Origin of the sequence: Pseudarthrobacter sp. NKDBFgelt, from assembly GCF_046097905.1 — a bacterium.
In the GTDB taxonomy this organism is placed as follows: domain Bacteria; phylum Actinomycetota; class Actinomycetes; order Actinomycetales; family Micrococcaceae; genus Arthrobacter; species Arthrobacter polychromogenes.
Window position 1 is genome coordinate 19292 of the sequence record NZ_JBJURL010000008.1, and the last position, 22892, is coordinate 42183.

Genomic DNA, 22892 nt, shown 5'->3' on the forward strand with positions numbered 1-22892 from the left:
ACATGGACAAGAGGATCTTCGGCATCGAAACCGAATTCGGGATCTCATATTCGAGCCCGGACTCAAGGCCCCTCGCCCCCGAGGAAGTGGCCCGCTACCTCTTCCGCAAGGTGGTCAGCTGGGGGCGTTCATCCAACGTGTTCCTGACCAACGGCTCCAGGCTCTACCTTGATGTGGGATCCCACCCGGAATACGCCACCGCCGAATGCGACGACCTGGCGCAGCTCATCGCCCACGACAGGGCGGGCGAGCTGATCCTGGACGACCTCGTGGACGAGGCGCAGGCCCGGCTCGCAGCCGAAGGCTTCAACGGAACGGTGTACCTCTTCAAGAACAACACCGATTCCGCCGGAAACTCCTACGGCAGCCACGAGAACTACCTCATTCCGCGCCGCGGTGAGTTCTCCCGGCTCGCCGAGATCCTGATCCCGTTCCTGGTTACCCGCCAGCTGATTGCCGGCGCCGGAAAGATCCTGAAGACGCCCCACGGCGCAACGTACGCGTTCTCCCAGCGGGCCGACCACATCTGGGAGGGCGTTTCCTCTGCCACCACCAGGTCGCGTCCCATCATCAACACACGCGACGAGCCGCATGCTGACGCAGAGTTCTACCGCCGCCTCCACGTCATTGTGGGGGACTCGAACATGTCCGAAGCCACGGCCCTGATGAAGATCGGCACCGTGGACCTGGTCCTGCGCATGATCGAGGCAGGTGTGATCATGCGCGACATGAGGATGGAAAACCCCATCCGCAGCATCCGCGAGATCTCGCATGACCTCAGCGGCCGGGCATTGGTCCGCCTTGCCAACGGACGCCAGCTCACCGCACTCGAAATCCAGCAGGAGTACCTGACCAAGGTCACGGCATTCGTGAAGGAGCACGGCCCCCACAACCCGCACGTTCCGCTCATCCTCGACCTTTGGGAGCGGACACTCACGGCCATCGAAAGCGGTGACTTCCGCGGGATCGACACCGAAATCGACTGGGCCATCAAGAAGAAGCTCATGGACAAGTACCGTGAACGGCACGGCCTGGGGCTGGACGCCCCCCGGATAGCCCAGCTGGACCTTACCTACCATGACATCTCCCGCAGCCGCGGCCTCTATTACCTGCTGCAGTCACGCGGTGCGGTGCGCCGGATCGTGGACGATACAGTCATCAAGGACGCTGTGGACGTCCCCCCGCAGACCACACGTGCCAAGCTCCGCGGAGACTTTGTTCGCCGCGCACAGGAACTGGGACGGGACTACACCGTGGACTGGGTCCACCTGAAGCTGAACGACCGGGCACACCAGACAATCCTGTGCAAGGACCCCTTCCGCAGCGTCGATGAGCGCGTGGATGCCCTCCTTGAGTCTATGGGCTGACACCCAGCTTCAGGGGCTATTCTGGATAGGGCCCTTTAGAGGGACCCCGCGATGCCGGCCGTTGCCATGCGGAACATCGCATCCACCCTGCCCCGACGAAAGTTTTCTTACGTGCGCCGACTACTAGCAATCCTTCTTCCCGGTCTGCTGCTGCTGACCGCCTGCGGCGGTTCAACCGCAGAGCCGGAACCCACCAGCGCATCCGCCGGCGAGACTGCCAAGTTCGACTCCCTCAAACTGACCGACAACGGGGACAAGAAAGCCCCCGGCGTGGAATTCACCAAGCCATTGGAAGTGGCAGAACCCACCATCAAGGTCATCACCGAGGGCAGCGGCGAGACGGTAAAGGCAAACCAGGTCGCCAACATCTCCATTCTGGCCCTCAACGGCACTGACGGAAGTACCCTTGAGGACACTTTTCCCGGCGAGCCCGAACCCCTTGAGCTCAACGACGAACTGAAGACCAGCAGCGAAGTCATCTACAACGCGTTCGTTGGCGCCAAGGTGGGCTCCAGCCTGGCCCTCGCTGTCCCCGGACAGCAGAGTGCCCCGAGCCCCTCGGACGGAGCCAGCCCCAGCCCCTCCGCCGCCGCCCAGCCCACGCAGTTGCTGATTATCAAGGTCCTGTCCGCCGAGGACGTGGCGCCCGTACTGGAAAAGCCCGAGGGCGAGACCGTCACCCCGCCGGCGGGACTGCCCACCGTGTCCGAAAAGGACGGCGTCCCCGAGATCAACGTCGAGGGTGTGGCTGCCCCGACGGCCCTGGTTTCCCAGGACCTCATCAAGGGCACCGGCGCCACCGTGAAGGAATCCGACACCCTCACCGTGAACTACGTGGGCGTCACCCTTGAGGGCGGCACCAAATTCGACTCGAGCTTTGACCGCGGCGAACCCGCAAGCTTCCCGCTCACCGGTGTCATCAAGGGCTGGACCCAGGGCCTTGCCGGCAAGACGGTAGGTTCCCGCGTCCTCCTGGTCATCCCCAAGGATCTTGCCTACGGCGACGCCGGACAGGGTGAGGCCAAGGGAGATTTGGTGTTCGTAGTGGACATCCTCGGGGCTAAGTAGCAACACTTACAGGCGAAGCACCACCGGTTGCCGCCCTGCCGCGGCCGGTCCGCGGCTGCATCAACCAGCCGCACAGATAAAAGCAGCACAGACATCAAAGGAGCAACCATGTCATTCGGACAGCGTGAATTCGACCGCCAGAAGCCCGAGATCGACTTCCCGGAGGGTGATGTTCCCACGGAACTGGTCATCACCGACCTCATTGAGGGCGACGGACGCGAAGCCAAAGCCGGCGACACCGTTTCCACCCACTACGTCGGCGTAGCCTGGTCCACCGGCGAAGAGTTCGACGCCTCCTGGGGCCGGGGCGCCCCGCTGGACTTCCGCGTTGGCGTCGGCCAGGTCATCCAGGGCTGGGACCAGGGCCTGCTGGGCATGAAGGTGGGCGGCCGCCGCCGCCTGGAGATCCCCTCGGAGCTGGCCTACGGCTCCCGCGGCGCCGGCGGAGCCATCGCTCCGAACGAAGCCCTGATCTTCGTGGTGGACCTGGTCGGAGTCCGCTAAAAAGGATTACCGGTAGCGTTAGAAGCGCGGCAGCACCAGGACGCAAAATCCTGGTGCTGCCGCGCTTTCTGCGTTCCGCCGCGGACTTTAGTAACGTAGCCAGAGTGCCCGTATCCCGTACTGAACGCCTCCTCAACCTGCTGATCGCACTCCTGAACACCCGGTATGGGCTGCGCCGCAGTGAGCTGCGCGAAAAGGTCTACCACGATTCTTCAGGCAATGACGTGGCTTTCGGCCGGATGTTCGAGCGGGACAAAAACGACCTGCGCCAGTTCGGGTTCGAGGTGGAAACCCTGACGGACATGGGGTGGAGCGAGGACGATCCTGCCACCACCCGTTACCGCATCGGCAAGGAATCCAACCGCCTTCCGGATGTCCAGCTGGGGCCGGACGAATGGACTGTACTCCTCCTGGCCTCACAGCTGTGGGAGCGTGCCGCCCTTGGCACTGCCGCGCAGAGCGCCCTCCGGAAACTCCAGGCGTCAGGGCGCCTTGCCGACGTCGCCCTTCCTGCCGGCGTCCAGCCCCGCATCAAGCCGGCAGGACAGGCCTTCGACGACCTGGTCTCTGCACTTCACTCCCGGCACCCGGTCACCTTCACATACCTTGCGGGCAGCACAGGCAACGAGGAGCTGCGGACAGTGGAGGCGTGGGGCCTGGGCAGCCGGTTTGGCCAGTGGTACCTGGTAGGCCACGACCGCGCCCGGGAAGCACCGCGCCACTTCCGCCTTTCCCGCATCACCAGTGCTGTCACAACCCTGGACAAGGAGCTGTACACGCCACCGGCGGACTTCAACGTCCGGCAGGAGCTGGACCGCCTCCCTGAACTGCCGCTGCGCACCGCCGTCGTCGACGTCCGCGAAGGAAAGCTGCTGGCCCTGCGGCGGCGCAGTTCCGCGGAGGGCGGCACTGCCGGCAGGCGTGAGGCCGGCTACGAGCGGCTGTCCGTGCAGTACCGCGACCCCGAGGCACTGGCTGAGGAACTGGCCTCCTACGGACCGGACGCGCACGCCATAGCCCCGCCTGAGCTTGTGGCTGCCGTCCTCCGCAGGCTGCGCGCGGCTGCGGCGTTCAGCGCCCAGCCTGAGCCTCCGTACAGCTTCGGCACAGCCCGGGCTGCTGCTGTCCGCAAACGCACGTCCGAGGACCAGCTCAAGCGGATGCTGCAGCTGGTGCCCTTCCTGGTGCACAACCAGGGCCTGCACATCCAGGACGTGGCAGACCGGTTCGGCATCACCAGGAAGGAGCTGGAGGATGACCTGCAGATCCTGATCTGCTCCGGCCTGCCGGAGGGATACCCTGACGATCTCCTGGACATCCACTGGGACGACGACCACGTTTACATCACCCAGGACCTGGACCTGACAAAACCGGTCCGCTTCACTGTGGAGGAAGCCTGCGCCCTCCTGGCCGGGCTGGAGACCCTGAACGGGCTGCCGGAAGTGGCCGAGGGCGGCGTGCTGGAATCGGTGACCCTGAAGCTGCTGGCGGCCGCGGGTGAAGAAGGCCTCCGGGCGGCATCCCTTGCCGGGCCGGAAGTGACACCCGCCGATGCTGCTACCCACGCCACGGTCAGGCAGGCCATCGAATCCCGCTCCCAGCTCCGCCTCCGGTACCTTTCGCCCCAGCGGGACACCATCACCGAACGCGACGTGGACCCGTTCCGCCTGTTTTCGCTGGACAACACCTGGTACTTCGAGGCCTACTGCCACCTGGTGCGTGGCCTCCGGAACTTCCGCCTGGACCGTGTCCAGGAAGTGCACCCGAACGGTGCTCCCGTCCCGGAGGGCATCACGCCCGCCGAAGGAGTTCCTGCCAGGCTCTTCACCGCCAGCGACGACGACACTACTGTCACCGTCCAGCTCACCCGGCAGGGGAGGGGGCTGGCAGACGACTACTACGCGGAACGCACCGCAGAGTTGCCCGACGGCGGGCTGGTGGCCGAGATCCGGTTCGGCACGACGGACTGGCTGCCGATGTTCGTGGCCCAGCATGGCGGTTCTGCCAGGATCCTGGCACCAGGTGAGCTGGCGGAGGCGTCCCGCAGGTGGTTGGCGGCATCCTTGGCCAGGTACGGCGGCTAGACTTCTCAGCATGCCTTGGTGGTCCTGGATCCTGATATGGGTGGCGCTCGTTGCGCTCTCACTGCTCTTCTATGTCTTGTTGGGCATTCGCCTGTTTCGCCAGTTCATGGCGACCGTCAAGGATTTGGGGGCAGCCGGCGAGAAGCTGGGGCACCTGGGCCCCATGGCTACGCCGGACGCTGCAGATCCTGCAACGCCCCCGCCGGGTGCGGCGGTTTTTGCCTCGCCCACGCTCATGCGACATGATTACGAGGCATCCAAGTCGTCCCGACGGGAAATGCGCCGCCTGCGACGAGTGCAGCGCAAGAAAGACCGGGGCCAACCGCAGGCGCTCGGCGATCTCGACTTTACTTAGAAGTAAAATGAACTTAGACGAAAGGATTTCCCGTGGGAAGACTCTTTGATGGCCCCTGGCCCATCGTAATTATCATTGTTGTTGCTTTGCTTCTCTTTGCCGCACCGAAACTTCCGGCCATGGCGCGCAGCCTTGGACAGTCCATGCGGATCATCAAATCCGAGGTCAAGGAAATGAAGAACGACGGCAAGCCCGAGTCCACCGACCCCTCTGGCCCGGTGGAAGGAACCATCGTCAACCACCCGAAGGCGCAGCCCGGCGAGCCGACCGACGGCACTGACGTTCCGCCGTCGAACCGCGCCTGACCCCCAGTGGCACTGTCGCGGGCCCGTAAAGCCAACCCCGAGGGGCGGATGGCTCTTTGGGACCACCTCAAAGAGCTGAAGAACCGGCTGATTAAGTCGGCCATCGGCGTCGTCATTGGCGGCATCGGAGGATGGATACTTTACGATCCGCTGCTGAAAGCCCTGGCCGATCCGGTCAACCGCATCTCCCAGCAGACGGGCGGGCTTTCGGCAATTAACTTTGGGACCATCGCGTCCCCCTTCGACTTCAAACTCCAGATGTCGCTGCTGATTGGCGTGGTGATTTCCAGCCCGATCTGGATTTACCAGTTGTGGGCCTTCATCACGCCCGGCCTCACGTCCAAGGAGCGCCGGTACACGCTGGGGTACATGGCGGCTGCGGTCCCCCTGTTCCTGGCCGGAATCTGGGCAGGCTGGCTTGTGGTCCCGCAGGTGGTCAGGGCACTCACCCAGTTCACTCCGGACGGTTCGTCCAGCGTCATCGATGCACGCACCTACATCGAGTTCGTCACCCGCATGGTCCTGGTGCTGGGCATCGCCTTCCTGGTGCCGGTGGTCCTGGTGGGCATCAACATGGCCGGTGTCATCTCGGGGCAGACCATCCTCAAGGCCTGGCGCATCACCGTTTTCCTGGTGTTCGTCCTTGCCGCCATTGCCGCTCCCGGAGCCGACGCCATTTCGATGTTCATGCTGGCAGGGCCGCTGCTGGTGCTGTTCTTTGCAGCAATCGGCATTTGTCTCATGAACGACAAGCGCCGGGCCCGCCGGGAGGCCAAGCGGGCAGCTGAAACAGACGCAACAGCAGACATCGCCACCCCGGGCAGCGAGCTGAAGAACCTCTAGGCGCCCGTTAGGCTTGGGATATGTCCTCCAACACCGGGCCTTCTTCCTCTGGACCGTTCACTCCCGGCCCCACTGACTTCGAAGAGCTTTCCCCCGCAGAGCGGTACCAGGCCAGCGCCGAACGCAGGGCCGAAGCAGCGACGAACCTTGGAGCGTTCGTCCGCACTCTCGACTTCGAGCTGGACGATTTCCAGCGGAAGTCCTGTCACTCCCTGCAGGAGGGCAGAGGAGTGCTGGTGGCGGCCCCCACTGGAGCCGGGAAAACGATCGTCGGGGAATTCGCCATCTACCTCGCCCTGGAGCGTGGCCTCAAGGCGTTCTACACCACACCGATCAAGGCCCTCAGCAACCAGAAATTCACCGAGCTTGCCGAGAAGTACGGCGCCGGGAACGTAGGCCTGCTCACCGGCGACACAAGCATCAACGGCGACGCGCCCGTCGTCGTGATGACCACGGAAGTCCTCCGGAACATGCTGTACGCGGACTCGGCAACCCTTGACGACCTCGGCTATGTGGTGATGGATGAGGTCCATTACCTCGCCGACCGCTTCCGCGGCGCCGTCTGGGAGGAAGTCATCATCCACCTTCCCAGCGAGGTGCAGGTTGTCTCACTCAGCGCCACCGTCTCCAACGCCGAGGAGTTCGGCGCGTGGCTGGACACCGTGCGCGGCGACACCGACATCATCGTCTCCGAGCACCGGCCGGTACCCCTGTGGCAGCACGTGATGGTGGGCCGCCAGGTCATGGATCTGTTTGCCGGGGAAACCACCTTCGATGAAATCGCCCCGCCCGTGGACGGCGACGGGACGCAGCCGGTCCCGTCTGCTGACGGCGCCAAGGGGCGCGGCTTCGACGTCAATCCCGACCTCCTGAAGGTGGCGCGCAGCGAAATCCAGCAGAATTTCCGCAGCCGCCAGGGAGGACCGGGAGGGCGTGGCCAGCGCGGAAGACGCGGCAATGACCGGCCCGGCCGTGGCGGGGACGAGCGGGGTGTGCGCCCGGCCAGCCGGCCGCAGGTCATCGCAAGCCTTGACCGCATGGACCTGCTGCCTGCTATCACCTTCATCTTTTCCAGGGCGGGCTGTGACGCTGCGGTGGCGCAGTGTGTGGGGTCCGGGCTGTGGCTCACCACGGAGAGGGAACAGAGCATCATTGCCCAGCGCGTTGATGAGGCCGGGCAGGACATTCCGCCCGATGACCTGGACGTTCTGGGCTTCTGGACCTGGCGTGACGGCCTGATCCGCGGCTTCGCAGCACACCACGCCGGCATGCTCCCCACGTTCAAGGAAGTGGTGGAGAAGCTTTTCGCTGACGGTTTGGTCAAGGCGGTGTTCGCCACGGAAACGCTGGCACTGGGCGTCAACATGCCTGCCCGTTCCGTGGTGCTCGAGAAGCTGGACAAGTTCAACGGCGAAGCCCACGTGGATATCACGGCAGGGGAGTACACCCAGCTGACCGGCCGTGCCGGCCGCCGCGGCATCGACGTGGAGGGCCACGCCGTGGTGCTGTGGCAGCCTGGAACGGATCCGACGGCGGTCGCCGGCCTTGCATCGCGGCGCACCTACCCGCTGAACTCGAGTTTCCGGCCCACCTACAACATGAGCATCAACCTCCTGGCACAGTTTGGCCGGGCAAGGGCCCGTGAGATTTTAGAGTCCTCGTTTGCACAGTTCCAGGCTGACCGTTCCGTCGTGGGATTGGCGAGGCAGGTGCGCAGCCGGGAGGAATCGCTGGCCGGGTATGCAAAGTCCATGACCTGCCATCTGGGTGACTTCACCGAGTACGCACGGCTGCGCAGGGAACTGTCCGACGCCGAAAACGCCGGCTCCCGCACCAAGTCCCGCGTACGGAAGTCGCTCAGTGACGATTCGCTGGCCCGGCTGCTGCCGGGTGACGTGGTGGACGTTCCCGGCGGGAGGGCACCTGGTCCGGCTATTGTGCTCAGTTCGGACCACACCAGCCGGGAGCCACGGCCGGCCGTCCTGACGCTGGACAACCAACTGCGCAGGATTGGGACCGACGACCTGGAGGGACCCATCGCTCCGGTGACGCGCATCCGCATTCCCAAGTCCTTCAACGCCAAAGTGCCCAAGTCCCGCCGGGACCTGGCCTCGTCGGCCCGGAATGCACTGCGCGAAAACCGGCCGCCCGCACCGGGCAATAACCGCAACAACGACTTTGGCCTCGCCACCGCCCTGCCCGACCAGGAAAAGCGCATTGCGGACCTCCGCCGCGCGCTCCGCGCCCACCCGTGCCATGGCTGCAGCGAGCGCGAAGACCATGCCCGCTGGTCCGAGCGCTGGTGGAAGCTCCGCCGTGAAACCGACGGGCTGGTCCGGCAGATCCAGGGCAGGACCAACACAATAGCCAAGACCTTTGACCGCGTCTGTGATGTCCTTTCCACCTACGGGTACCTTGAACAGGCAGCGGACGGGCGGCTCTCCATCAGCCCTGACGGCCAGCGTCTCCGGCGGATCTACGGTGAAAAGGACCTGCTGATTTCCCAGTCGCTGCGGCTTGGCGCGTTCGATGACCTGGACGCAGTGGAGGTTGCGGCCCTCGCCAGCGTTCTGGTGTACCAGGCGAAACGCGAAGACCGGGGGCTGAGGCCACGGATGCCCAGCATTTCGCTGGAGACATCGGTGGATATCGTCGTCCGTGAATGGTCCGCGCTTGAGGATGTGGAAGAGGACAAGAAGCTTCCGCTGACCGGCGAACCTGAGCTGGGGCTTGTCTGGCCTGTCTATAAGTGGGCCAAGGGCCGGCATCTGCAGGACGTCCTTAGCGGCACAGACCTGGCCGCGGGTGACTTTGTCCGCTGGGTCAAGCAGGTTGTGGACCTGCTGGACCAGCTCGCCAAGATCCCCGGGCTGGATCCCCGCCTGGCCAGGCTCTGTGCCGAGGCCATCTCCCTGATCCGCCGCGGTGTCGTGGCTTATTCCTCCGTCCTCTGACCAGCAACGCCGGCTGCCCGCCGGCGCGCCCCAACGCCAGGAGCACTGCCCCGTATGTCCCAACCTGAACCGCTGCCCGTCCCGCGCGCAAAAACAGTCCTCTACCGGAACGGCTCCGTCTACACCGCCGCCGACCCCTTTGCCACGGCAATGGTGGTGGATGGCGGCACGGTGGCCTGGGTGGGATCCGAACAGGCGGCCACCTCCATCGCGGACAGCTCCATGGAAATCATCGATCTCCGCGGAGCCCTCGTGACGCCAGGGTTCGTGGACTCCCACCTCCACCTGACTGAGACGGGCATCGCGCTGGACTCCCTCCGGATGGGCGGGATCCGGTCAGCGAGGGAGTTGCTCGACGCCGTGGCTGCTGTCCCCGGTGACGGGCCTGTCCTGGGCCACGGCTGGGACGAGACCGCCTGGCCGGACAGCAGCCTCCCCACCGCCGCTGAACTGGATCGGGCATCAGCGGGACGGCCGGTGTACCTGTCCCGGGTGGACGTGCACTCCGCGCTGATTTCCGGGTCACTCGCCGATGCGGCCGGAGTCAGTCAGTTGGACGGGTTCGACGGCGGCGCCAGGGTCCGCCGGGCCGCGCACACGGCCGCCCGGCAGGCAACCCGGCGCCAGCCCGAAGAAGCGTTGAAGCGCCACCAGGCGCGGGCTTTGTCCGAAGCTGCAGCCAACGGTTACGTGGCAGTAGCGGAAATGGGGGCACCGCATATCGGCGGTGTTGAGGACCTCCGGCTGGCAGGGGCCTGGAACAGCGGCGCGCCCGGAACCGCAGGCGTCCCCGAGGTCCTGCCCTATTGGGGGGAACTGGCCACCTCGGAAGAGCACGTCCGCAACCTCCTGGACCAGTTTGGCTTCCCGGTGCGGGGGCTCGCCGGCGACCTGAACATCGATGGCTCCGTGGGCTCCCGGACAGCTGCCCTGCGGTCCGGCTACAGCGATGCTCCTGAGGAACAGGGCAACCTCTACCTCAGCGTGGAAGAGGCCGCGGCGCATCTGGCGGCGTGCTCGCTTGCCGGAGTCCAGGGTGGTTTCCACGTTATTGGCGACGCCGGGCTGGACGCCGCGCTGGACGCGCTGGCACTGGCAGCCAAGGAAGTGGGTGAGCAGCGGCTGCGCGCTGCCGGGCACCGCTTTGAACACGTGGAGATGATTGATTCCGCCGCCGTCGAGGTGTTGTCCCGGTATGCCGTGACGGTCAGCGCCCAGCCGTCGTTTGACGCCGCCTGGGGAGGACCGGGAGCTCTGTATGAGCAGAGGCTGGGGGAGCGGAGCCGGTCCATGAACCCGTTCGCCACCCTCTACGCAGCCGGGGTGCCCGTCTGCTTCGGCAGCGACAGCCCCGTGACGCCGCTGCGCCCCTGGTCCAGCGTGAGGGCGTGCCTGGAGCACCACAACGAGGATGAGCGGATCTCCGCCCGTGCCGCCTTCCTGGGCCACACGCGTGCGGGCTGGCGGGCGGCGAAGTACTCCGATCCGATGGCCGGCCAGCTGGTACCGGGGGCACCGGCGAGTTTCGCTGTGTGGGAGGTTGAGGAACTGATGGTCCAGGTCGCCGACGGGCGGGTCCAGTCCTGGAGCACCGACCCGCGGGCGCGAACGCCGCTGCTGCCTGCACTCGATACCGGCAGTGACCCGGTGTGCCTGCAGACGGTCCGCAACGGCGTCGAACTTTACGCAAGCCCGGCGCTGCGGTCCTGACCGGACCGCTGCCGTCCTATAATTGATAGTTGCGCCCTCCGCCGATCCGTTCGCAGCCGGGCGCACTGACCATTTCCCCCAGGAAAGGCCCCCTGTGCGAGTCCTCACCATCATTCCCACCTACAACGAACTGGAATCGCTGCCCAAGACCCTTCAGCGGCTTCGCGCGGCAGTTCCGGCGTCGGATGTTCTGGTGGTGGATGACAACAGCCCTGACGGTACCGGCCAGCTCGCGGACCGTTTCGCCGCTGGGGATTCCCAGGTCCATGTCCTGCACCGGAAGGGCAAGGAAGGGCTCGGAGCCGCGTACATTGCCGGCTTCAGGTGGGGCCTGGACGCCGGCTATGACGTGCTCGTGGAGATGGACGCGGACGGTTCCCACCAGCCGGAGCAGCTTCCCCAGCTCCTGGAAGCTGTGGAGCAGGGCGCGGACCTTGCCATGGGCTCCCGCTGGGTCCCTGGCGGGAAGGTTGTGAACTGGCCGCTGTACCGCCAGGCCATTTCCCGGGTGGGAAGCACCTACGCCCGCCTCATGCTGGGGCTGAACATCAAGGATGTCACCGGCGGGTACCGCGCGTTCCGCAGGACAACGCTGGAGAAGCTCAACCTGGACCAGGTGGATTCTGTCGGCTATGGCTTCCAGGTGGACCTCGCCTTCCGTGTGGCCCGGATGGGACTCCGCATCGAGGAACGGCCCATCACTTTTGTTGAGCGGGAACTTGGAGCATCCAAGATGAGCGGCAACATCGTGGTGGAAGCCATGGTCAACGTCACCAAGTGGGGCCTGCAGGCACGCTGGAACACGCTGACCCGCAAGAAAGCAGCCGGCCGCCCCTAAGGCTGCAGCTCCGCCGCCACTGCGTCCGGCTGAACCAACATAAAAGGGAGCCGCCCCACACGAAAGTGCAGTGCGGCTCCCTTTTCTGTCAGAGCAGCAGGCCGGAACCTTAGGCGGAGCGGCGCTCTCCGCGGCGTTCGCGCAGGATGGTCAGCCGGTCTTCGAGGATCTGCTCAAGCTCGGGCAGCGAGCGGCGTTCCAGGAGCATGTCCCAGTGGGTACGGACAGCTTTGTCGTTGCTGGTGTCAGGCCGTTCGCCATCAACCAGGAGCGCTTCCTTGCCGGTCTTGGAAACCCAGACAGGAGGAATTTCCGCCTCTGAGGAGAAGGTGACGAAGACCTGCTCGCCGTCCTCGCACCGGTACTCAACACGCTGGCGCGGAGCCGGCTCTACTCCGGACTCGGTCTCCATGCTCTGTGCACCAAGGCGCATGCCCCGCAGGCTGCGATCGCTCATGATTTCTCCCTCTGGTCGGTTCGCGGTGTACAACACCGCGCTTGCCGGTGGCGGCGAAGCGCCGCCGGACTACTGTGTGCTCTGTGCTGCATCTCTAGATTCAACGCATCGCGAAGCTTTGTTGTTCCAGCGGATCTGCTCCAGCCGGACAAATACACAATTATACCGGCATCCCGGTGGAACAGCCAAAAGGAGGGACCCGCCCTGAAGCGGATCCCTCCCTCACGGCCAGCCAGGATGCTGGATCCGGGCGCCGGGTTCTAGGGTTCGGACGGCTTGGCCCCTACTTCGTCGAACAGGCCGCCTGCGGATTCAGGGGTAGTCCCGCCCAGGGCGTTGCCGATTCCCTTGAGTGCCTCGCCGACCTCACTGGGAATGATCCACAGCTTGTTCGAGGAGCCCTCAGCCAGCTTGGGCAGTGTCTGCAGGTACTGGTAGGCCAGAAGCTTCTGGTCCGGATTGCCCTTGTGGATGGCGTCGAAGACCTTCTGGATGGCCTGCGCTTCCCCGTCAGCACGGAGGATTGCCGCTTTGGCGTCACCTTCAGCTGCCAGGATCGAGGCCTGCCGCTGGCCCTCAGCGGTCAGGATGGCCGACTGCTTGGTTCCCTCGGCAGTCAGGATGGCCGCACGCCGGTCGCGCTCGGCACGCATCTGCTTCTCCATCGAGTCCTGGATGGAGTGGGGCGGATCGATGGCCTTCAGTTCCACACGGGAGACCCGGATGCCCCACCGGCCGGTGGCTTCGTCCAGGACGCCGCGGAGCTGGCCGTTGATCTGGTCGCGGGAGGTGAGTGCCTCCTCCAGGTTCAGCCCGCCCACGACGTTACGCAAAGTGGTAGTGGTCAGTTGCTCAACGGCCTGGATGTAGTTGGCAATCTCGTAGGTGGCCGCGCGCGGATCAGTTACCTGGAAGTAGACCACGGTGTCGATGGAAACCACCAGGTTGTCCTCTGTGATGACGGGCTGCGGCGGGAACGAAACCACCTGCTCACGAAGATCCAGCAGGGGCAGGAGCCGGTCAACGAAAGGTATCAGGATGGTCAGTCCCGGATTGAGGGTCCTTTGGTATTTGCCCAGCCGTTCAACTACTCCCGCGCGGGCCTGCGGAACGATCCGGACCGCACGGACCAGAACGATAATCACAAACACGATCAGGACCACCAGCACTATGGCGAGTGCGGCTCCTCCTGCGTTATCCATACATCTCCTTTTTCCCCAATTGTTCAGGCTGTATCAGGACTTGCCGTCGGCTTCCGATGCCGCCGAGACGACGGCAGTGGCGCCGTCTATCGCGGCTACGACTACTTTTTGTCCGGCAGGAAGGACTCCCGCCGCAGAGCGTGCACTCCAGATGTCCCCGCCGATTTTCACCAGGCCGCTGTTGGACGAGACGGGTTCCATTACTACCGCCTGCTCGCCGATCAGGCGGTCCACGTTGGTCCGCTGCTCGGACGGCCCCTTCTTCAGGTGGGACAGGGCCACGGGCCGGACAAACGCAATCATGAGCAGGGAGACGACGCAGAAAACCACGATCTGCAGCCAGGGGTCCGCGCCGGCGAAGTCCGCCACCATGGCGGCGAGGGTACCTCCGCCGAGCATGATGAAAAAAAGGTCAAGGGTGATCATCTCGATCACTGCAAAAGCGAGGAAAGCCGAGAGCCACAGTGCCCACCAGTTTTCGCCCAACCATTCGAACATCATGCTCCCCCTTCGCTACGGGAGACCCCGTTTAGGGCCAGCCAGTAACTGTCCTTCCATCGTAGTGCTGGCGTCCGCCTTATGGGGGGCACTGCACTTTTGTGGGGGGATAGTGGCCAAGTCGTTACGCTGGCGAGGGTTCCGCGGGCCGGAACACAGTGAGGCGGAACCTTGCCTCGGTCTGGATTGTCTCGGGCTGGCTTTCAAGCCGGCCGGCGATGGCACCGAGGTCAAGGTGGTGCCCTGCGGGTCCCATGAAGGCAAGGCCGGCTGCTTCCTTGCGGGTCAGCGATAAAGGAATATCGATGTCGAGGGTTTCCGCGACCGTGAAATGGGGGGCCATCGCCGAGGCCAGCCGACTGTCCTTGTCTTCTTCGATTCCGAGCATGCCCGTGATGCGGGCAATGGAGCCGAGGTGCCCGGAGCGTGGCGTGACCACCACCAGCCGGCCTGTTGGCCGCAGCACACGGGCGAATTCCGGGGCATTGCGCGGCGCGAAAATGACCGTGATGGCGTCCACCGAGTTGCCGGCCACTGGCAGGGGCTGCCACACGTCCCAGACCAGGTTCAGTGCCTCGCTGTTGAGCCGGGCAGCACGCCGAAGGGCGAACTTGGAAATGTCCATGCCCACGGCGGCCACAGTCCGGCCTTCTGCCGCCGCGTGATCCAGCAGGCCCCGCAGGTAGTGTCCGGTTCCGGTTCCCGAGTCCAGGACGACGGCGGGTTCACTGGACAGGAAGGGAACGACGGCGGCCGCTACAGCATCTGCGAGGGGCCGATAATGCCCGCTCCCCAGGAAGTTGAACCGGGCGTCCACCATCCCGGCGGTATCAGCCTCGAAGGCGGTGCCTTTGCCCACGAGCAGGTTGTAATAGCCCTGGCGGGCTGCATCGAAGCTGTGCCCGGAGCCGCAGGCAAGGCGGGTCTGCCCCGAGGCATCCGGTCCCACCCGCTCCAACGGCTGGGAACACACTGGACACAGCAGCGGGAGGTCCGCGGGGGAAGGCATAGGCTCTATCTTAGGGCTGTCTACGGGCTGCCCGGCGGGCGGAGTCAAGGGTGCTGCGCCTGGCTGCCTTCGCCGTACCTGTGTCAGCCGTACCTTGATCAGGAGAGGGCGACGGGGCCGTCACCGAACCCAAGCCCCTCACGCGCCTTGCCGATTCCGGGCTCCGCCCAGCGGGCGGCGTACTCGGCGTTGCTGCTGAGCGAACGCAACTGGGCACGGTCAACGTAGAGAACGCCGTTCAGATGGTCTGTCTCGTGCTGCACGATCCGGGCCTGCCAGCCCGAAAATTCCCTCTGTACCCGTGAGCCATCCGGCGCCTGGAATTCCAGCAGGACTTTTTCGGGCCGGGCAACCACTGCCTGCAGTCCGTTCAGGGAGAGGCACCCCTCGTAAAAGGACGCCTGTTCCGTGCCCAGTGGGGTGTACCGGGGGTTCAGGAGCGCCATGAACTCAAGGGGACTCCGCTCCCGCAGCGCTGCCGCCTCGGGGTCGACGTCGTACTGGTCCTCAATGACGGCGAGCTGGAGTGGTATGCCGAGCTGCGGTGCTGCCAGCCCCACGCCCGGAGCCTCATGCATCACCTGCCGCATGAGTTCGATGAGCCGGTCCAGCTGATCGGGGGACAGCTGTCCGTCACAAGCGGCGGCGCGCTGGCGCAGGGCGGGGTGGCCGGCCTGGACGATGGGCGGCAGCGTGCCCGCTGACAGGAGCCGCTCCACAGCTTCACTGATCTGTTCGTCGCTGAGGGTGGTTTCCGGCGGATTGTGGTTCATGCTGAAAAGCCTACTGGCGGTGAGGGATCCTGCCGGCCGGCCTGGGCTAGTGTCTTTTCCATGGCTGAACACCACTCCGTGAGTACCCCTGCCCTGGACTGCGTCCTGGGATTCATCCGTGTCCTGGAAGCAGGCGGAGGATCTGCTGGGATCCGGCCTTTCCTGGCGGAGTCCTTCGTGCTGGTCGAAGCGCCGCACCTCCTGGCGCCGGAGGGTTCCACCCGGAAGCTGGCCTCTGTCCTTGCCGGTGCTGACCAGAGCTCGGAGGTGGTGTCGGACCAGGTGTTCAGCATCAGGCGCACCACCTGTGAAGGCGGGAGGGTGGCGGTGGAGGCGGACTGGTCGGCAACAGTCCTGCTGGACCTGCCGTACTGGGACAGGGGAGAGACCATCCGCGCCAGGACGTCGTCGGTCTTCGAGGTCAGGGACGGCAGGATTGTGAGCCAGGACAGCTACGACTGCTACTTTCGGGATGGTTCCTGACCGGCATGCGCTTCCGGCGTTCGTGGCGGTTGCATGGTGAAGCGCCTGGCCGTCCACCGGTTAATGGCCGGAACCGAAGCGGCGGCGCCAATGGCCAGGTTCCGCAGCTGCAGGAAAGGTGACTGCAGGGGACGGCCCAGCATCATGTTGATTTCGGACTGGCGCCTGGCAACGACGGCGGCACGCAGCTGTTTGACCTCGAACTTCTTCAGTGCCCCTTCCACGGGATCTCCCGCCACGCCCCGGCGGATCAGGGGCGAAAGGGCCCGGGCAGTCATCCAGCCAAGGTTCATGCCCTGGCCGCCGATGGGGCTGATTTCGTGCGCAGCGTCCCCGATCAGCAGCGCCCGTCCCGCCACGGTGCTACGGGCCAGCGTGGACCGTACGCTGAATGCGCTCAGCATGGTGTTGGTCTCCACATCCGGCAGGATTCCCGTCCGCTGCAGCACCAGGCCGGCCAATCGATGGGCGTCTGCTGCCTCCGCCGGCTTGCCGAGCCGTACCACCCACCGCCGCAGACCGCCCGGGAGCGGGAATGACTCCACGATTCCCTCGGATTCAAGGAACAGGACTGCCATCTGCCCGTGGTGTCCGGAGTCCGCGAAGTCGCCCATCAGGTAATGGTCCGGATAGGCCTTGGTGCAGACGGGCACGCCAAGCACCTTGCGCAGGTGCGACCTCGCGCCGTCGGCGGCGACCACAAAGGACGCCGTGAAATGGCGCTGACCCTCCCCTCCGGCAGAAGGTTCGACGACGACGGCGGTCCTTGCGCCGTCGTCGTGCAGTCCTGTGACTTTTACGCCCCTGACGATGGCCTCGCTGTCGAGGGCACGGACGCGATCCTCCAGGAGCTGTTCTGTCCGGTTCTGGGGGAGGGCCAGCACGAACGGGAAGGCCTCCGAAACGCCGTCGAAAGACATGGTCCCTACCGTTTTTCCGCCGCTGACCGCAAGGCCTGTTCGGATCGGCACCCCCTCCTGCACCATGGCGGCGGCCAGCTGTACCTGGTCCAGCGCGTGGAGGGCAGGCGGGTGGATTCCGATGGCGCGGGTATGGATGTTCCGTTCAGTCCTCTGTTCGAGGATCCGGACCGAGACCCCCTCCTGGAGAAGTGCAGCGGCCAGGTACAGGCCCACCGGTCCGCCGCCAACGATCACCACATCTGTGGCCATGTCAGTTCCCCTGGTATTCGAGGACCTGGTGGAACGCGCTGCCGGACCGGACCGCCCAGCCCGGGGGAGCGAGGGCCTGTAGTTCCCCGCGCGTATAGCTCCGGCGGATGGAGGTCAGCCCGTCCGCGCGGATGAAGGAGTGGCGGAAAGGAAGTGCTGCAGCGCTGAACAGGGCGTAGGCGGCCGGACTGCGGCGGAGGTCGTTGTGGAGCGCCGCTTTCCGGGCAAGCGTTTCTGAGTGTGCCAGCAGCTCCTGCAGCTGGCCGGCATCAAGGTGGTGGAGGACATGGTTCGAGATCACGAAGTCGTACTGCCTGCCCTCCTGTACAAGGTCGGAGCTGTGGGCCTGCCGGAAACTGACACCGGGAACGGCAGGCCTGCGGAGGGCGAAGGCGGCGGCGCGGGAATCCGGATCAATGCCCGTGATGTGGAGTGTGAGCCGGTCGCGTGCGGCCCAGCGCGCCAGCATGGTGGCGAGGTCGCCGCCGCCCGAACCGATGTCCAGGAGCGTCGCCGGGCGGGAGGTGGCTGCAAGGAAGGGGCGCAGTTCCCGAACGTACAGCCGCCGCCATCCGGACAGCACGCGGTTAACCACGGCAAACTGCCTGTACGTATTGTCCAGGGCCTCAGGGTCGCAGTCGGGCAGGTCCATGATCTCCATGGCCCCGGCGTCGCGCTGCCGCAGCAGGAAGTCCACTGGGTTCAGGCCACCGGAGCTTCCAACGCCAGCCGCTCCTGCCCGTTGTGCTCTTCCGGTACAGGGCGCGGGGCCTGCCGTAGTTTGGTGAACAGCGCGGTTTCCACCGTGAGCCCCGGACCGAATGCCATGGAGCAGATCCGTTCGTCTCCCGGCTCGGGGGCCTGTTCCAGGATGCGTTTGATGACAAAGAGGACTGTGGCGCTGCTCATGTTCCCGTAGTTCCTGAGGATTTCGCGGGCCGGGACCAGCTGTTCTTCCGTCAGGCCGAGGCGGGATTCGACCTTGTCCAGGATGCTCCGGCCACCCGGGTGGATGGCCCAATGGCGGATGGAGGAGTAGGGGAGTGCCGCGAGTTGCGGCTCCCGGGCCAGGAGCGGCCGGAGCGCACCAACGATGTGGTCATCAATGATGTGCGGAACGTAATTGCCCAGGACCATTTCGAATCCGTTGTCGCCGATGTTCCATGCCATGGAGTCTTCACCGACGGGAGTAAGGACGGTTTCGAAGTGATCCAGTTGCAGCAGGGCATTTTCCTCCGTGCCCGGCCTGGCTGTCACGACGGCGGCCGCGGCGCCGTCGGCGAACAGCGCCGATCCCATGATGGTGTCCGGATCGTTGGAGGTGCGCACGTGCAGCGAGCACAGTTCCGCGCAGACAACCAGGACTACCGCGGTGGGGTCGGCCTCGCAAAACAACTTGGCGGCCCGGAGGGCTGGAAAGGCCGCATAACAGCCCATGAAGCCGAGGTGGTAACGCTGGACGGCAGGATCCAGGCCGAGTTCCCGCACGATTTTGTAGTCAGGCCCGGGGTTGAAGAATCCGGTGCAGGAGACGGTTACCAGATGAGTTATGTCAAGTAAATCGAGTTCCGGGCAGGCCTCGACGGCGCGGCGGGCGGCGGCGACGAACAGTTTGGTGGCCTCGCGGCCGAAGATCTCGTTGCGCACTTTGGTGCTGGGATTCAGCAGCAGGCCTGTGGCGGCATCGTAGAACTGCGGTTCCTCAGCCTGAAAATCGTTGGTCATTTCCTCAACGGCAGTAAACCGGGTGTCGATGGCCGCCGCGTCGAAGCATGTGCCCACCAGGCGCGAACCGAGCCGGGTCAGGCCGGGCTGCGCCGCGAAAACGTCCCGGGCCTCGGACTGGATCAACATTGTTTTCGGAACTGCAGTTTCAAGTGAACGCACGTAGACCGTCATTGGTTCATTCTTGGCGAGCGGCGGGATAAAGGCAACGGTGGTCAAGGCGCTGACCTGCGGACTTGTTTGAATGTTTTTGTGAGACGTCCCGGTGGCGGATCCGGCCGCTTCCGGACTGACTGACGCAACGCCGATAATCTACATTATGTAAAGTAGAAAGCTTGGAAGCGGGCTGAGAGGGTCCGCCCCAGGTCAATCGCCCTACCCCTGTTACTGCGCCTTGCGGCCCCCGACGGAACTCCTCCACGCGACGTGAGGTAACCAAACGGATACATGAAGGCGACGGCGCCGCCGTTCTGTCTCCGGACCGATGAATACCAGCTGATCTTGCCACAGCAATTTTTGGGCCACGGAGCAGTCCGTCCCAAGCGGGTGCACCCGGGTGTGGGACGCCGTCGAACAATCCGTGCAAAGTCGCCGCTCCCCCGCGGCGGCTTTGCCGTGGGAAGTGGTGGCGTGCACTCCGCATTCTGTTTGCTTCGGTCTGGTTGGTGCCGGCCGGTCTCAGAGGACCAGCGTCCGCGGAGTCACGGTGAGAATGATTCCAGCCTTGGCGCCGAGAAAGTCCTTCGCAAAATCCGGAACACCGATGTGCCCGCGCCAGCGGCCGGGAGTATTGTCCATGTCCCGTAACTGGTCTTTGTCCTCGGGATTCCAGTCGCGGACGGCTGAGGGAATGGTGCTGTTCCAGGCCGCCCATGCTCTGGGCAGCGGCCTGTCCTCGCCCGGAGGTTCGATGTCGACAACCAGGGTGTCCTGCCAGTCCTCTGTTTGCTCCAAATGGTCATCAAAGAAGAAGTGTCCCTCCTTTTCCCTGATGGACATCAACCGCAGCATGAGCGCGTGACGGAGCCGGGGCACTTCCCTGCCGCCAACCCGTGGCCGCGGTGCTTTCGAGGAAAGGAAGGTGGTCAGCAGCGGCAACGGCGAGTCGATCGGGTCCCCTTCCTTCCAATGTTCGATCTGGACTGGACAGAAGTGGGCGGCGCTCTGTTCGTGGACCATAACGGGCAGCCCCCGAATGGCCAGGCCCACGTCAAGCTGGAACTCGACCTCAGGCGGGGCCGCTTTCCCAACAGTGAAACCTGCCAGCTCAACTTCGATCTTGAGGTCGCCGAAGAGGAAGCGCTGAAGGTTCTGGTATCCCTCTTCCGAATTGACGATGCCGTAACGGCCGCTGTGGCTTCGGTGCACCACGGCCAGCGGCGCACCCTGGACAGCAGCATTGTCTATCTGGACCAGGCCGTCGCTCCGGGCTCCAACCGCTTTGGACGAAAGGCCCAAAGCGACGTCATAATCGCCGGGATTGGAGCCTACAAGGCAGAACAGTTCATCCAGCGGAAAACCGTCGTCCGGCATCTGCGTTCCTACGAATGCCTTGCGCGTCAGTCGCCGCCTGAGCGCGGGCGGGGTGAGGTACTCATACATCCTGTCCGGTCCAAAAATGTCTGCCCCTTGAACACCAAGGACGTCACGGATTTTCTCAAGCAGGCCAAAGCCGACGGCGAAGCGGATTCCGCCATGCGGTGTGGCATAGGTGAACACCCGTGCCACGTATCTCGCCCCGGCGGCAGGATCGATCTTGCCCTCCGTGCCGGCAAGGGTTTCCGGTATGACGCGCTGCAACAGAGAGCGGCATATGAGTCCTCCCATCGAATGGGCAACCAGGAAGACTTTGGGGGCGCCGGTCTTCTCAAGCACAAGCTTGATGAGCTCAAACAGATCCCGTGCGGCGTCTTCGAAGGAGAACCTCTCCCCCTCCTCGCCGAAGGTGTCCGCGGAGTCATCATAAAAACGGTGGATCCATACAGATGCCGGGTTCACGGAGCCGGAATCCACGCCGTTCAGGAAGGCCCACTGGTCGCCGTGGACGGGGACCTCGTACTTGTGATCGGTGACAAGCCGCAGCATCGGGGACTCGAACTGGTGGAACTTTGCGCGTCCGTTGCCGTCGGCACGGACATGGACGGAGCCTTGGCTGAACCCGTAAAACGGATCATCCACTGCATTGTTAATAGCAGAGCCTGTCCCGGCAAAACCGCGGACATAAATCACCGGCAGCCTGCCATCATCGCCGGGGAATCCCATGCCTCGTCCCTCCTGCACCAAAGAACCCGAATCATTTTTCACTAAGAGGTGCTGGCTCCTGTTCTGGGCAAGTGGACCACTTGAGCCGTTACCGGGGCGTTACGGCGCTGCCCTTTTCCTTGCACCAGCGGCCTGCAGTCCGTGATAACGCGGCCGTAACGGCACCGCAGTGTACTGGTCTGAGGTGACCAGCTTTCGAGGAGCCAGCCATGGATGACCGAGTAGTCGTGAATGACCAGCCAGCTGGGCCCCACTGTGACGTAAAGCCCCAAACCCGTCCGGTTCTTCGCCCGGATCTGTCGACCCGCAGAGAGCGCCTCATCCGCCTGCTAAGGCTCAAATGGGTCAACGGCACCGTGCTCCACTACTGGTTCCTGGCCGCGCCTGCGCCACAAAAGGAAGCAGTCCGCAAAGCCTTCAAGGAGTGGAAGGATCTGGGCATCGGCCTGGAGTTTTCCGAAGTGGCAGACCGCAGCGAGGCGGAAGTCCGGATCGCCTTTGACCAGGGCGACGGCTCATGGTCGTACGTCGGGCGGGACGTCCTGGGCATTAGCGCCAAGGAGCCCACCATGAATTTCGGCTGGGATCTCACCGACGATTACGGCCGCACCACGGCCCTGCACGAGATCGGCCACACCCTGGGCCTGCCGCACGAACACCAGAACCCCTTCTCCGGCATCGTCTGGGACGAAGCAAAGGTGTACGAATACTTCGGCGGCGCGCCCAACCACTGGCCGCCGGAACAAACACTGCACAATGTCCTCCGGAAAATCGATACCAGTGAGGTCGACGGGTCCTCCTGGGACCCTGAGTCGGTCATGGAGTACTGGTTCCCCGCCGGCCTGATCAAGGAACCTGCCCGTTTCCAGTCGGGGCTTAATCCACCGGGAGGCCTGTCAACCGCGGACAAGGAGTGGGTGCGGAAGTTCTTTCCCGCCCTGCACCCCACACTGCCCGTTCTCCAGCCCTTTCAATCGGTACCACTGTCACTGGTCCCTGGCGGCCAGGCTGACTTTGCGCTGGAGCCCCAGGCCTCTCGCAATTACGAGATCAGCACTTTTGGTGCAGCCGATACCGTGCTGGTCCTGTTCGAGGAAGTGCAGGGCGAGTTGCGCTTCGTTGCCGGGGACGATGACAGCGGAGAAGACCGGAACTCACGGGTCTCCGCAAAGCTGTTCCAGGGCAGGCGGTACGTCGTGCGTATCCGCCTGTACTGGGCCGGCGAGTCCGGACAGACCGCAGTCATGCACTGGTGACCCCGCCGGCCATTCTTGCGCCAAAAT

At 64.5% G+C, this 22892-nt stretch carries 21 protein-coding genes; 12 read left to right on the forward strand and 9 right to left on the reverse strand.

Features of this window, described 5'->3' with window-relative positions; translation table 11 throughout:
- Positions 1–2: 2 nt before the first annotated feature.
- From pafA to ACKAE7_RS03585, 10 genes are all read left to right on the forward strand, one after another.
- Entirely contained in the window at positions 3–1367 is a 1365-nt protein-coding gene (pafA, locus tag ACKAE7_RS03540) for a Pup--protein ligase (protein ID WP_188808905.1), read from the forward strand.
- 111 nt (positions 1368–1478) lie between these two features.
- On the forward strand, positions 1479–2435 hold the full coding sequence (locus tag ACKAE7_RS03545; RefSeq protein ID WP_408978522.1) for an FKBP-type peptidyl-prolyl cis-trans isomerase: 957 nt from the start codon (positions 1479–1481) through the stop codon (positions 2433–2435).
- 108 nt (positions 2436–2543) lie between these two features.
- Entirely contained in the window at positions 2544–2939 is a 396-nt protein-coding gene (locus tag ACKAE7_RS03550; RefSeq protein ID WP_066275847.1) for an FKBP-type peptidyl-prolyl cis-trans isomerase, read from the forward strand.
- Between the two features lie 104 nt (positions 2940–3043).
- The gene (locus tag ACKAE7_RS03555; RefSeq protein ID WP_408978523.1) at positions 3044–5023 is read left to right on the forward strand and encodes a helix-turn-helix transcriptional regulator; all 1980 of its coding nucleotides are present in this window, start codon (positions 3044–3046) and stop codon (positions 5021–5023) included.
- 10 nt (positions 5024–5033) lie between these two features.
- Positions 5034–5378: a hypothetical protein gene (locus tag ACKAE7_RS03560; protein WP_408978524.1), complete on the forward strand. Its 345-nt coding sequence runs from the start codon at positions 5034–5036 to the stop codon at positions 5376–5378.
- 32 nt (positions 5379–5410) lie between these two features.
- A complete protein-coding gene (tatA, locus tag ACKAE7_RS03565) occupies positions 5411–5683 on the forward strand; it encodes a Sec-independent protein translocase subunit TatA (protein WP_104187125.1) in 273 nt (90 codons plus the stop codon).
- 48 nt (positions 5684–5731) lie between these two features.
- Positions 5732–6526: a twin-arginine translocase subunit TatC gene (gene tatC / locus ACKAE7_RS03570; protein ID WP_104187123.1), complete on the forward strand. Its 795-nt coding sequence runs from the start codon at positions 5732–5734 to the stop codon at positions 6524–6526.
- A gap of 20 nt (positions 6527–6546) precedes the next feature.
- The gene (locus ACKAE7_RS03575; RefSeq protein ID WP_408978525.1) at positions 6547–9480 is read left to right on the forward strand and encodes a DEAD/DEAH box helicase; all 2934 of its coding nucleotides are present in this window, start codon (positions 6547–6549) and stop codon (positions 9478–9480) included.
- Positions 9481–9534: 54 nt separating this feature from the next.
- Positions 9535–11190 carry an amidohydrolase gene (locus ACKAE7_RS03580; RefSeq protein ID WP_408978526.1) on the forward strand — a complete coding sequence of 552 codons (1656 nt, stop codon included), beginning with the start codon at positions 9535–9537 and terminating at the stop codon, positions 11188–11190.
- Between the two features lie 94 nt (positions 11191–11284).
- Positions 11285–12028 carry a polyprenol monophosphomannose synthase gene (locus ACKAE7_RS03585; RefSeq protein WP_188808899.1) on the forward strand — a complete coding sequence of 248 codons (744 nt, stop codon included), beginning with the start codon at positions 11285–11287 and terminating at the stop codon, positions 12026–12028.
- Between the two features lie 109 nt (positions 12029–12137).
- Here the strand turns inward: ACKAE7_RS03585 and ACKAE7_RS03590 are convergent, their stop codons facing one another.
- The 5 genes from ACKAE7_RS03590 to ACKAE7_RS03610 form a co-directional block, all read right to left on the reverse strand.
- Positions 12138–12485, reverse strand: coding sequence for an RNA polymerase-binding protein RbpA (locus tag ACKAE7_RS03590; RefSeq protein WP_013600997.1), 348 nt, complete (start codon positions 12483–12485; stop codon positions 12138–12140).
- A 260-nt stretch (positions 12486–12745) separates the two neighbouring features.
- Complete coding sequence (locus tag ACKAE7_RS03595) at positions 12746–13687, reverse strand: SPFH domain-containing protein (RefSeq protein ID WP_188729678.1); 942 nt, start codon at positions 13685–13687, stop codon at positions 12746–12748.
- A 33-nt stretch (positions 13688–13720) separates the two neighbouring features.
- Positions 13721–14185: an NfeD family protein gene (locus ACKAE7_RS03600; protein ID WP_191034547.1), complete on the reverse strand. Its 465-nt coding sequence runs from the start codon at positions 14183–14185 to the stop codon at positions 13721–13723.
- A gap of 124 nt (positions 14186–14309) precedes the next feature.
- Positions 14310–15194 (reverse strand): putative RNA methyltransferase, encoded by an 885-nt coding sequence (locus ACKAE7_RS03605; RefSeq protein WP_408978527.1) that lies wholly within the window; start codon positions 15192–15194, stop codon positions 14310–14312.
- 98 nt (positions 15195–15292) lie between these two features.
- Positions 15293–15967, reverse strand: a complete 675-nt coding sequence (locus ACKAE7_RS03610) for a peptide deformylase (RefSeq protein WP_188808896.1) — start codon at positions 15965–15967, stop codon at positions 15293–15295.
- Between the two features lie 60 nt (positions 15968–16027).
- Here ACKAE7_RS03610 and ACKAE7_RS03615 point away from each other — a divergent pair, with 60 nt between their 5' ends.
- Positions 16028–16450 carry a nuclear transport factor 2 family protein gene (locus ACKAE7_RS03615; RefSeq protein WP_408978528.1) on the forward strand — a complete coding sequence of 141 codons (423 nt, stop codon included), beginning with the start codon at positions 16028–16030 and terminating at the stop codon, positions 16448–16450.
- On the opposite strand, the gene ACKAE7_RS03620 is transcribed toward ACKAE7_RS03615, so the two are convergent.
- The 4 genes from ACKAE7_RS03620 to ACKAE7_RS03635 form a co-directional block, all read right to left on the reverse strand.
- Positions 16429–17622 carry an FAD-dependent oxidoreductase gene (locus tag ACKAE7_RS03620; RefSeq protein ID WP_408978529.1) on the reverse strand — a complete coding sequence of 398 codons (1194 nt, stop codon included), beginning with the start codon at positions 17620–17622 and terminating at the stop codon, positions 16429–16431. The genes ACKAE7_RS03615 and ACKAE7_RS03620 overlap by 22 nt on opposite strands.
- A gap of 1 nt (position 17623) precedes the next feature.
- Entirely contained in the window at positions 17624–18274 is a 651-nt protein-coding gene (locus tag ACKAE7_RS03625) for a methyltransferase domain-containing protein (protein WP_408978550.1), read from the reverse strand.
- A gap of 50 nt (positions 18275–18324) precedes the next feature.
- Positions 18325–19521: a type III polyketide synthase gene (locus ACKAE7_RS03630; RefSeq protein WP_408978530.1), complete on the reverse strand. Its 1197-nt coding sequence runs from the start codon at positions 19519–19521 to the stop codon at positions 18325–18327.
- A gap of 504 nt (positions 19522–20025) precedes the next feature.
- The gene (locus tag ACKAE7_RS03635) at positions 20026–21609 is read right to left on the reverse strand and encodes an esterase/lipase family protein (RefSeq protein WP_408978531.1); all 1584 of its coding nucleotides are present in this window, start codon (positions 21607–21609) and stop codon (positions 20026–20028) included.
- A 209-nt stretch (positions 21610–21818) separates the two neighbouring features.
- Here ACKAE7_RS03635 and ACKAE7_RS03640 point away from each other — a divergent pair, with 209 nt between their 5' ends.
- The gene (locus tag ACKAE7_RS03640; RefSeq protein WP_190612561.1) at positions 21819–22865 is read left to right on the forward strand and encodes a M12 family metallopeptidase; all 1047 of its coding nucleotides are present in this window, start codon (positions 21819–21821) and stop codon (positions 22863–22865) included.
- Positions 22866–22892 lie beyond the last annotated feature (27 nt).

What these genes read in the sequence shown, in the direction of transcription:
- pafA (WP_188808905.1), top strand. Translation starts at nt 3, where the DNA reads ATGGACAAGAGGATCTTCGGCATCGAAACCGAATTCGGGATCTCATAT.
- ACKAE7_RS03610 (WP_188808896.1), bottom strand. Translation starts at nt 15,967, where the DNA reads ATGAACCACAATCCGCCGGAAACCACCCTCAGCGACGAACAGATCAGT.
- ACKAE7_RS03635 (WP_408978531.1), bottom strand. Translation starts at nt 21,609, where the DNA reads ATGGGATTCCCCGGCGATGATGGCAGGCTGCCGGTGATTTATGTCCGC.
- ACKAE7_RS03615 (WP_408978528.1), top strand. Translation starts at nt 16,028, where the DNA reads ATGGCTGAACACCACTCCGTGAGTACCCCTGCCCTGGACTGCGTCCTG.
- ACKAE7_RS03640 (WP_190612561.1), top strand. Translation starts at nt 21,819, where the DNA reads ATGGATGACCGAGTAGTCGTGAATGACCAGCCAGCTGGGCCCCACTGT.
- ACKAE7_RS03550 (WP_066275847.1), top strand. Translation starts at nt 2,544, where the DNA reads ATGTCATTCGGACAGCGTGAATTCGACCGCCAGAAGCCCGAGATCGAC.
- ACKAE7_RS03625 (WP_408978550.1), bottom strand. Translation starts at nt 18,274, where the DNA reads ATGGACCTGCCCGACTGCGACCCTGAGGCCCTGGACAATACGTACAGG.
- ACKAE7_RS03560 (WP_408978524.1), top strand. Translation starts at nt 5,034, where the DNA reads ATGCCTTGGTGGTCCTGGATCCTGATATGGGTGGCGCTCGTTGCGCTC.
- ACKAE7_RS03620 (WP_408978529.1), bottom strand. Translation starts at nt 17,622, where the DNA reads ATGGCCACAGATGTGGTGATCGTTGGCGGCGGACCGGTGGGCCTGTAC.
- ACKAE7_RS03575 (WP_408978525.1), top strand. Translation starts at nt 6,547, where the DNA reads ATGTCCTCCAACACCGGGCCTTCTTCCTCTGGACCGTTCACTCCCGGC.
- ACKAE7_RS03605 (WP_408978527.1), bottom strand. Translation starts at nt 15,194, where the DNA reads ATGCCTTCCCCCGCGGACCTCCCGCTGCTGTGTCCAGTGTGTTCCCAG.
- ACKAE7_RS03595 (WP_188729678.1), bottom strand. Translation starts at nt 13,687, where the DNA reads ATGGATAACGCAGGAGGAGCCGCACTCGCCATAGTGCTGGTGGTCCTG.
- ACKAE7_RS03580 (WP_408978526.1), top strand. Translation starts at nt 9,535, where the DNA reads ATGTCCCAACCTGAACCGCTGCCCGTCCCGCGCGCAAAAACAGTCCTC.
- ACKAE7_RS03630 (WP_408978530.1), bottom strand. Translation starts at nt 19,521, where the DNA reads ATGACGGTCTACGTGCGTTCACTTGAAACTGCAGTTCCGAAAACAATG.
- ACKAE7_RS03590 (WP_013600997.1), bottom strand. Translation starts at nt 12,485, where the DNA reads ATGAGCGATCGCAGCCTGCGGGGCATGCGCCTTGGTGCACAGAGCATG.
- ACKAE7_RS03600 (WP_191034547.1), bottom strand. Translation starts at nt 14,185, where the DNA reads ATGTTCGAATGGTTGGGCGAAAACTGGTGGGCACTGTGGCTCTCGGCT.
- tatC (WP_104187123.1), top strand. Translation starts at nt 5,732, where the DNA reads ATGGCTCTTTGGGACCACCTCAAAGAGCTGAAGAACCGGCTGATTAAG.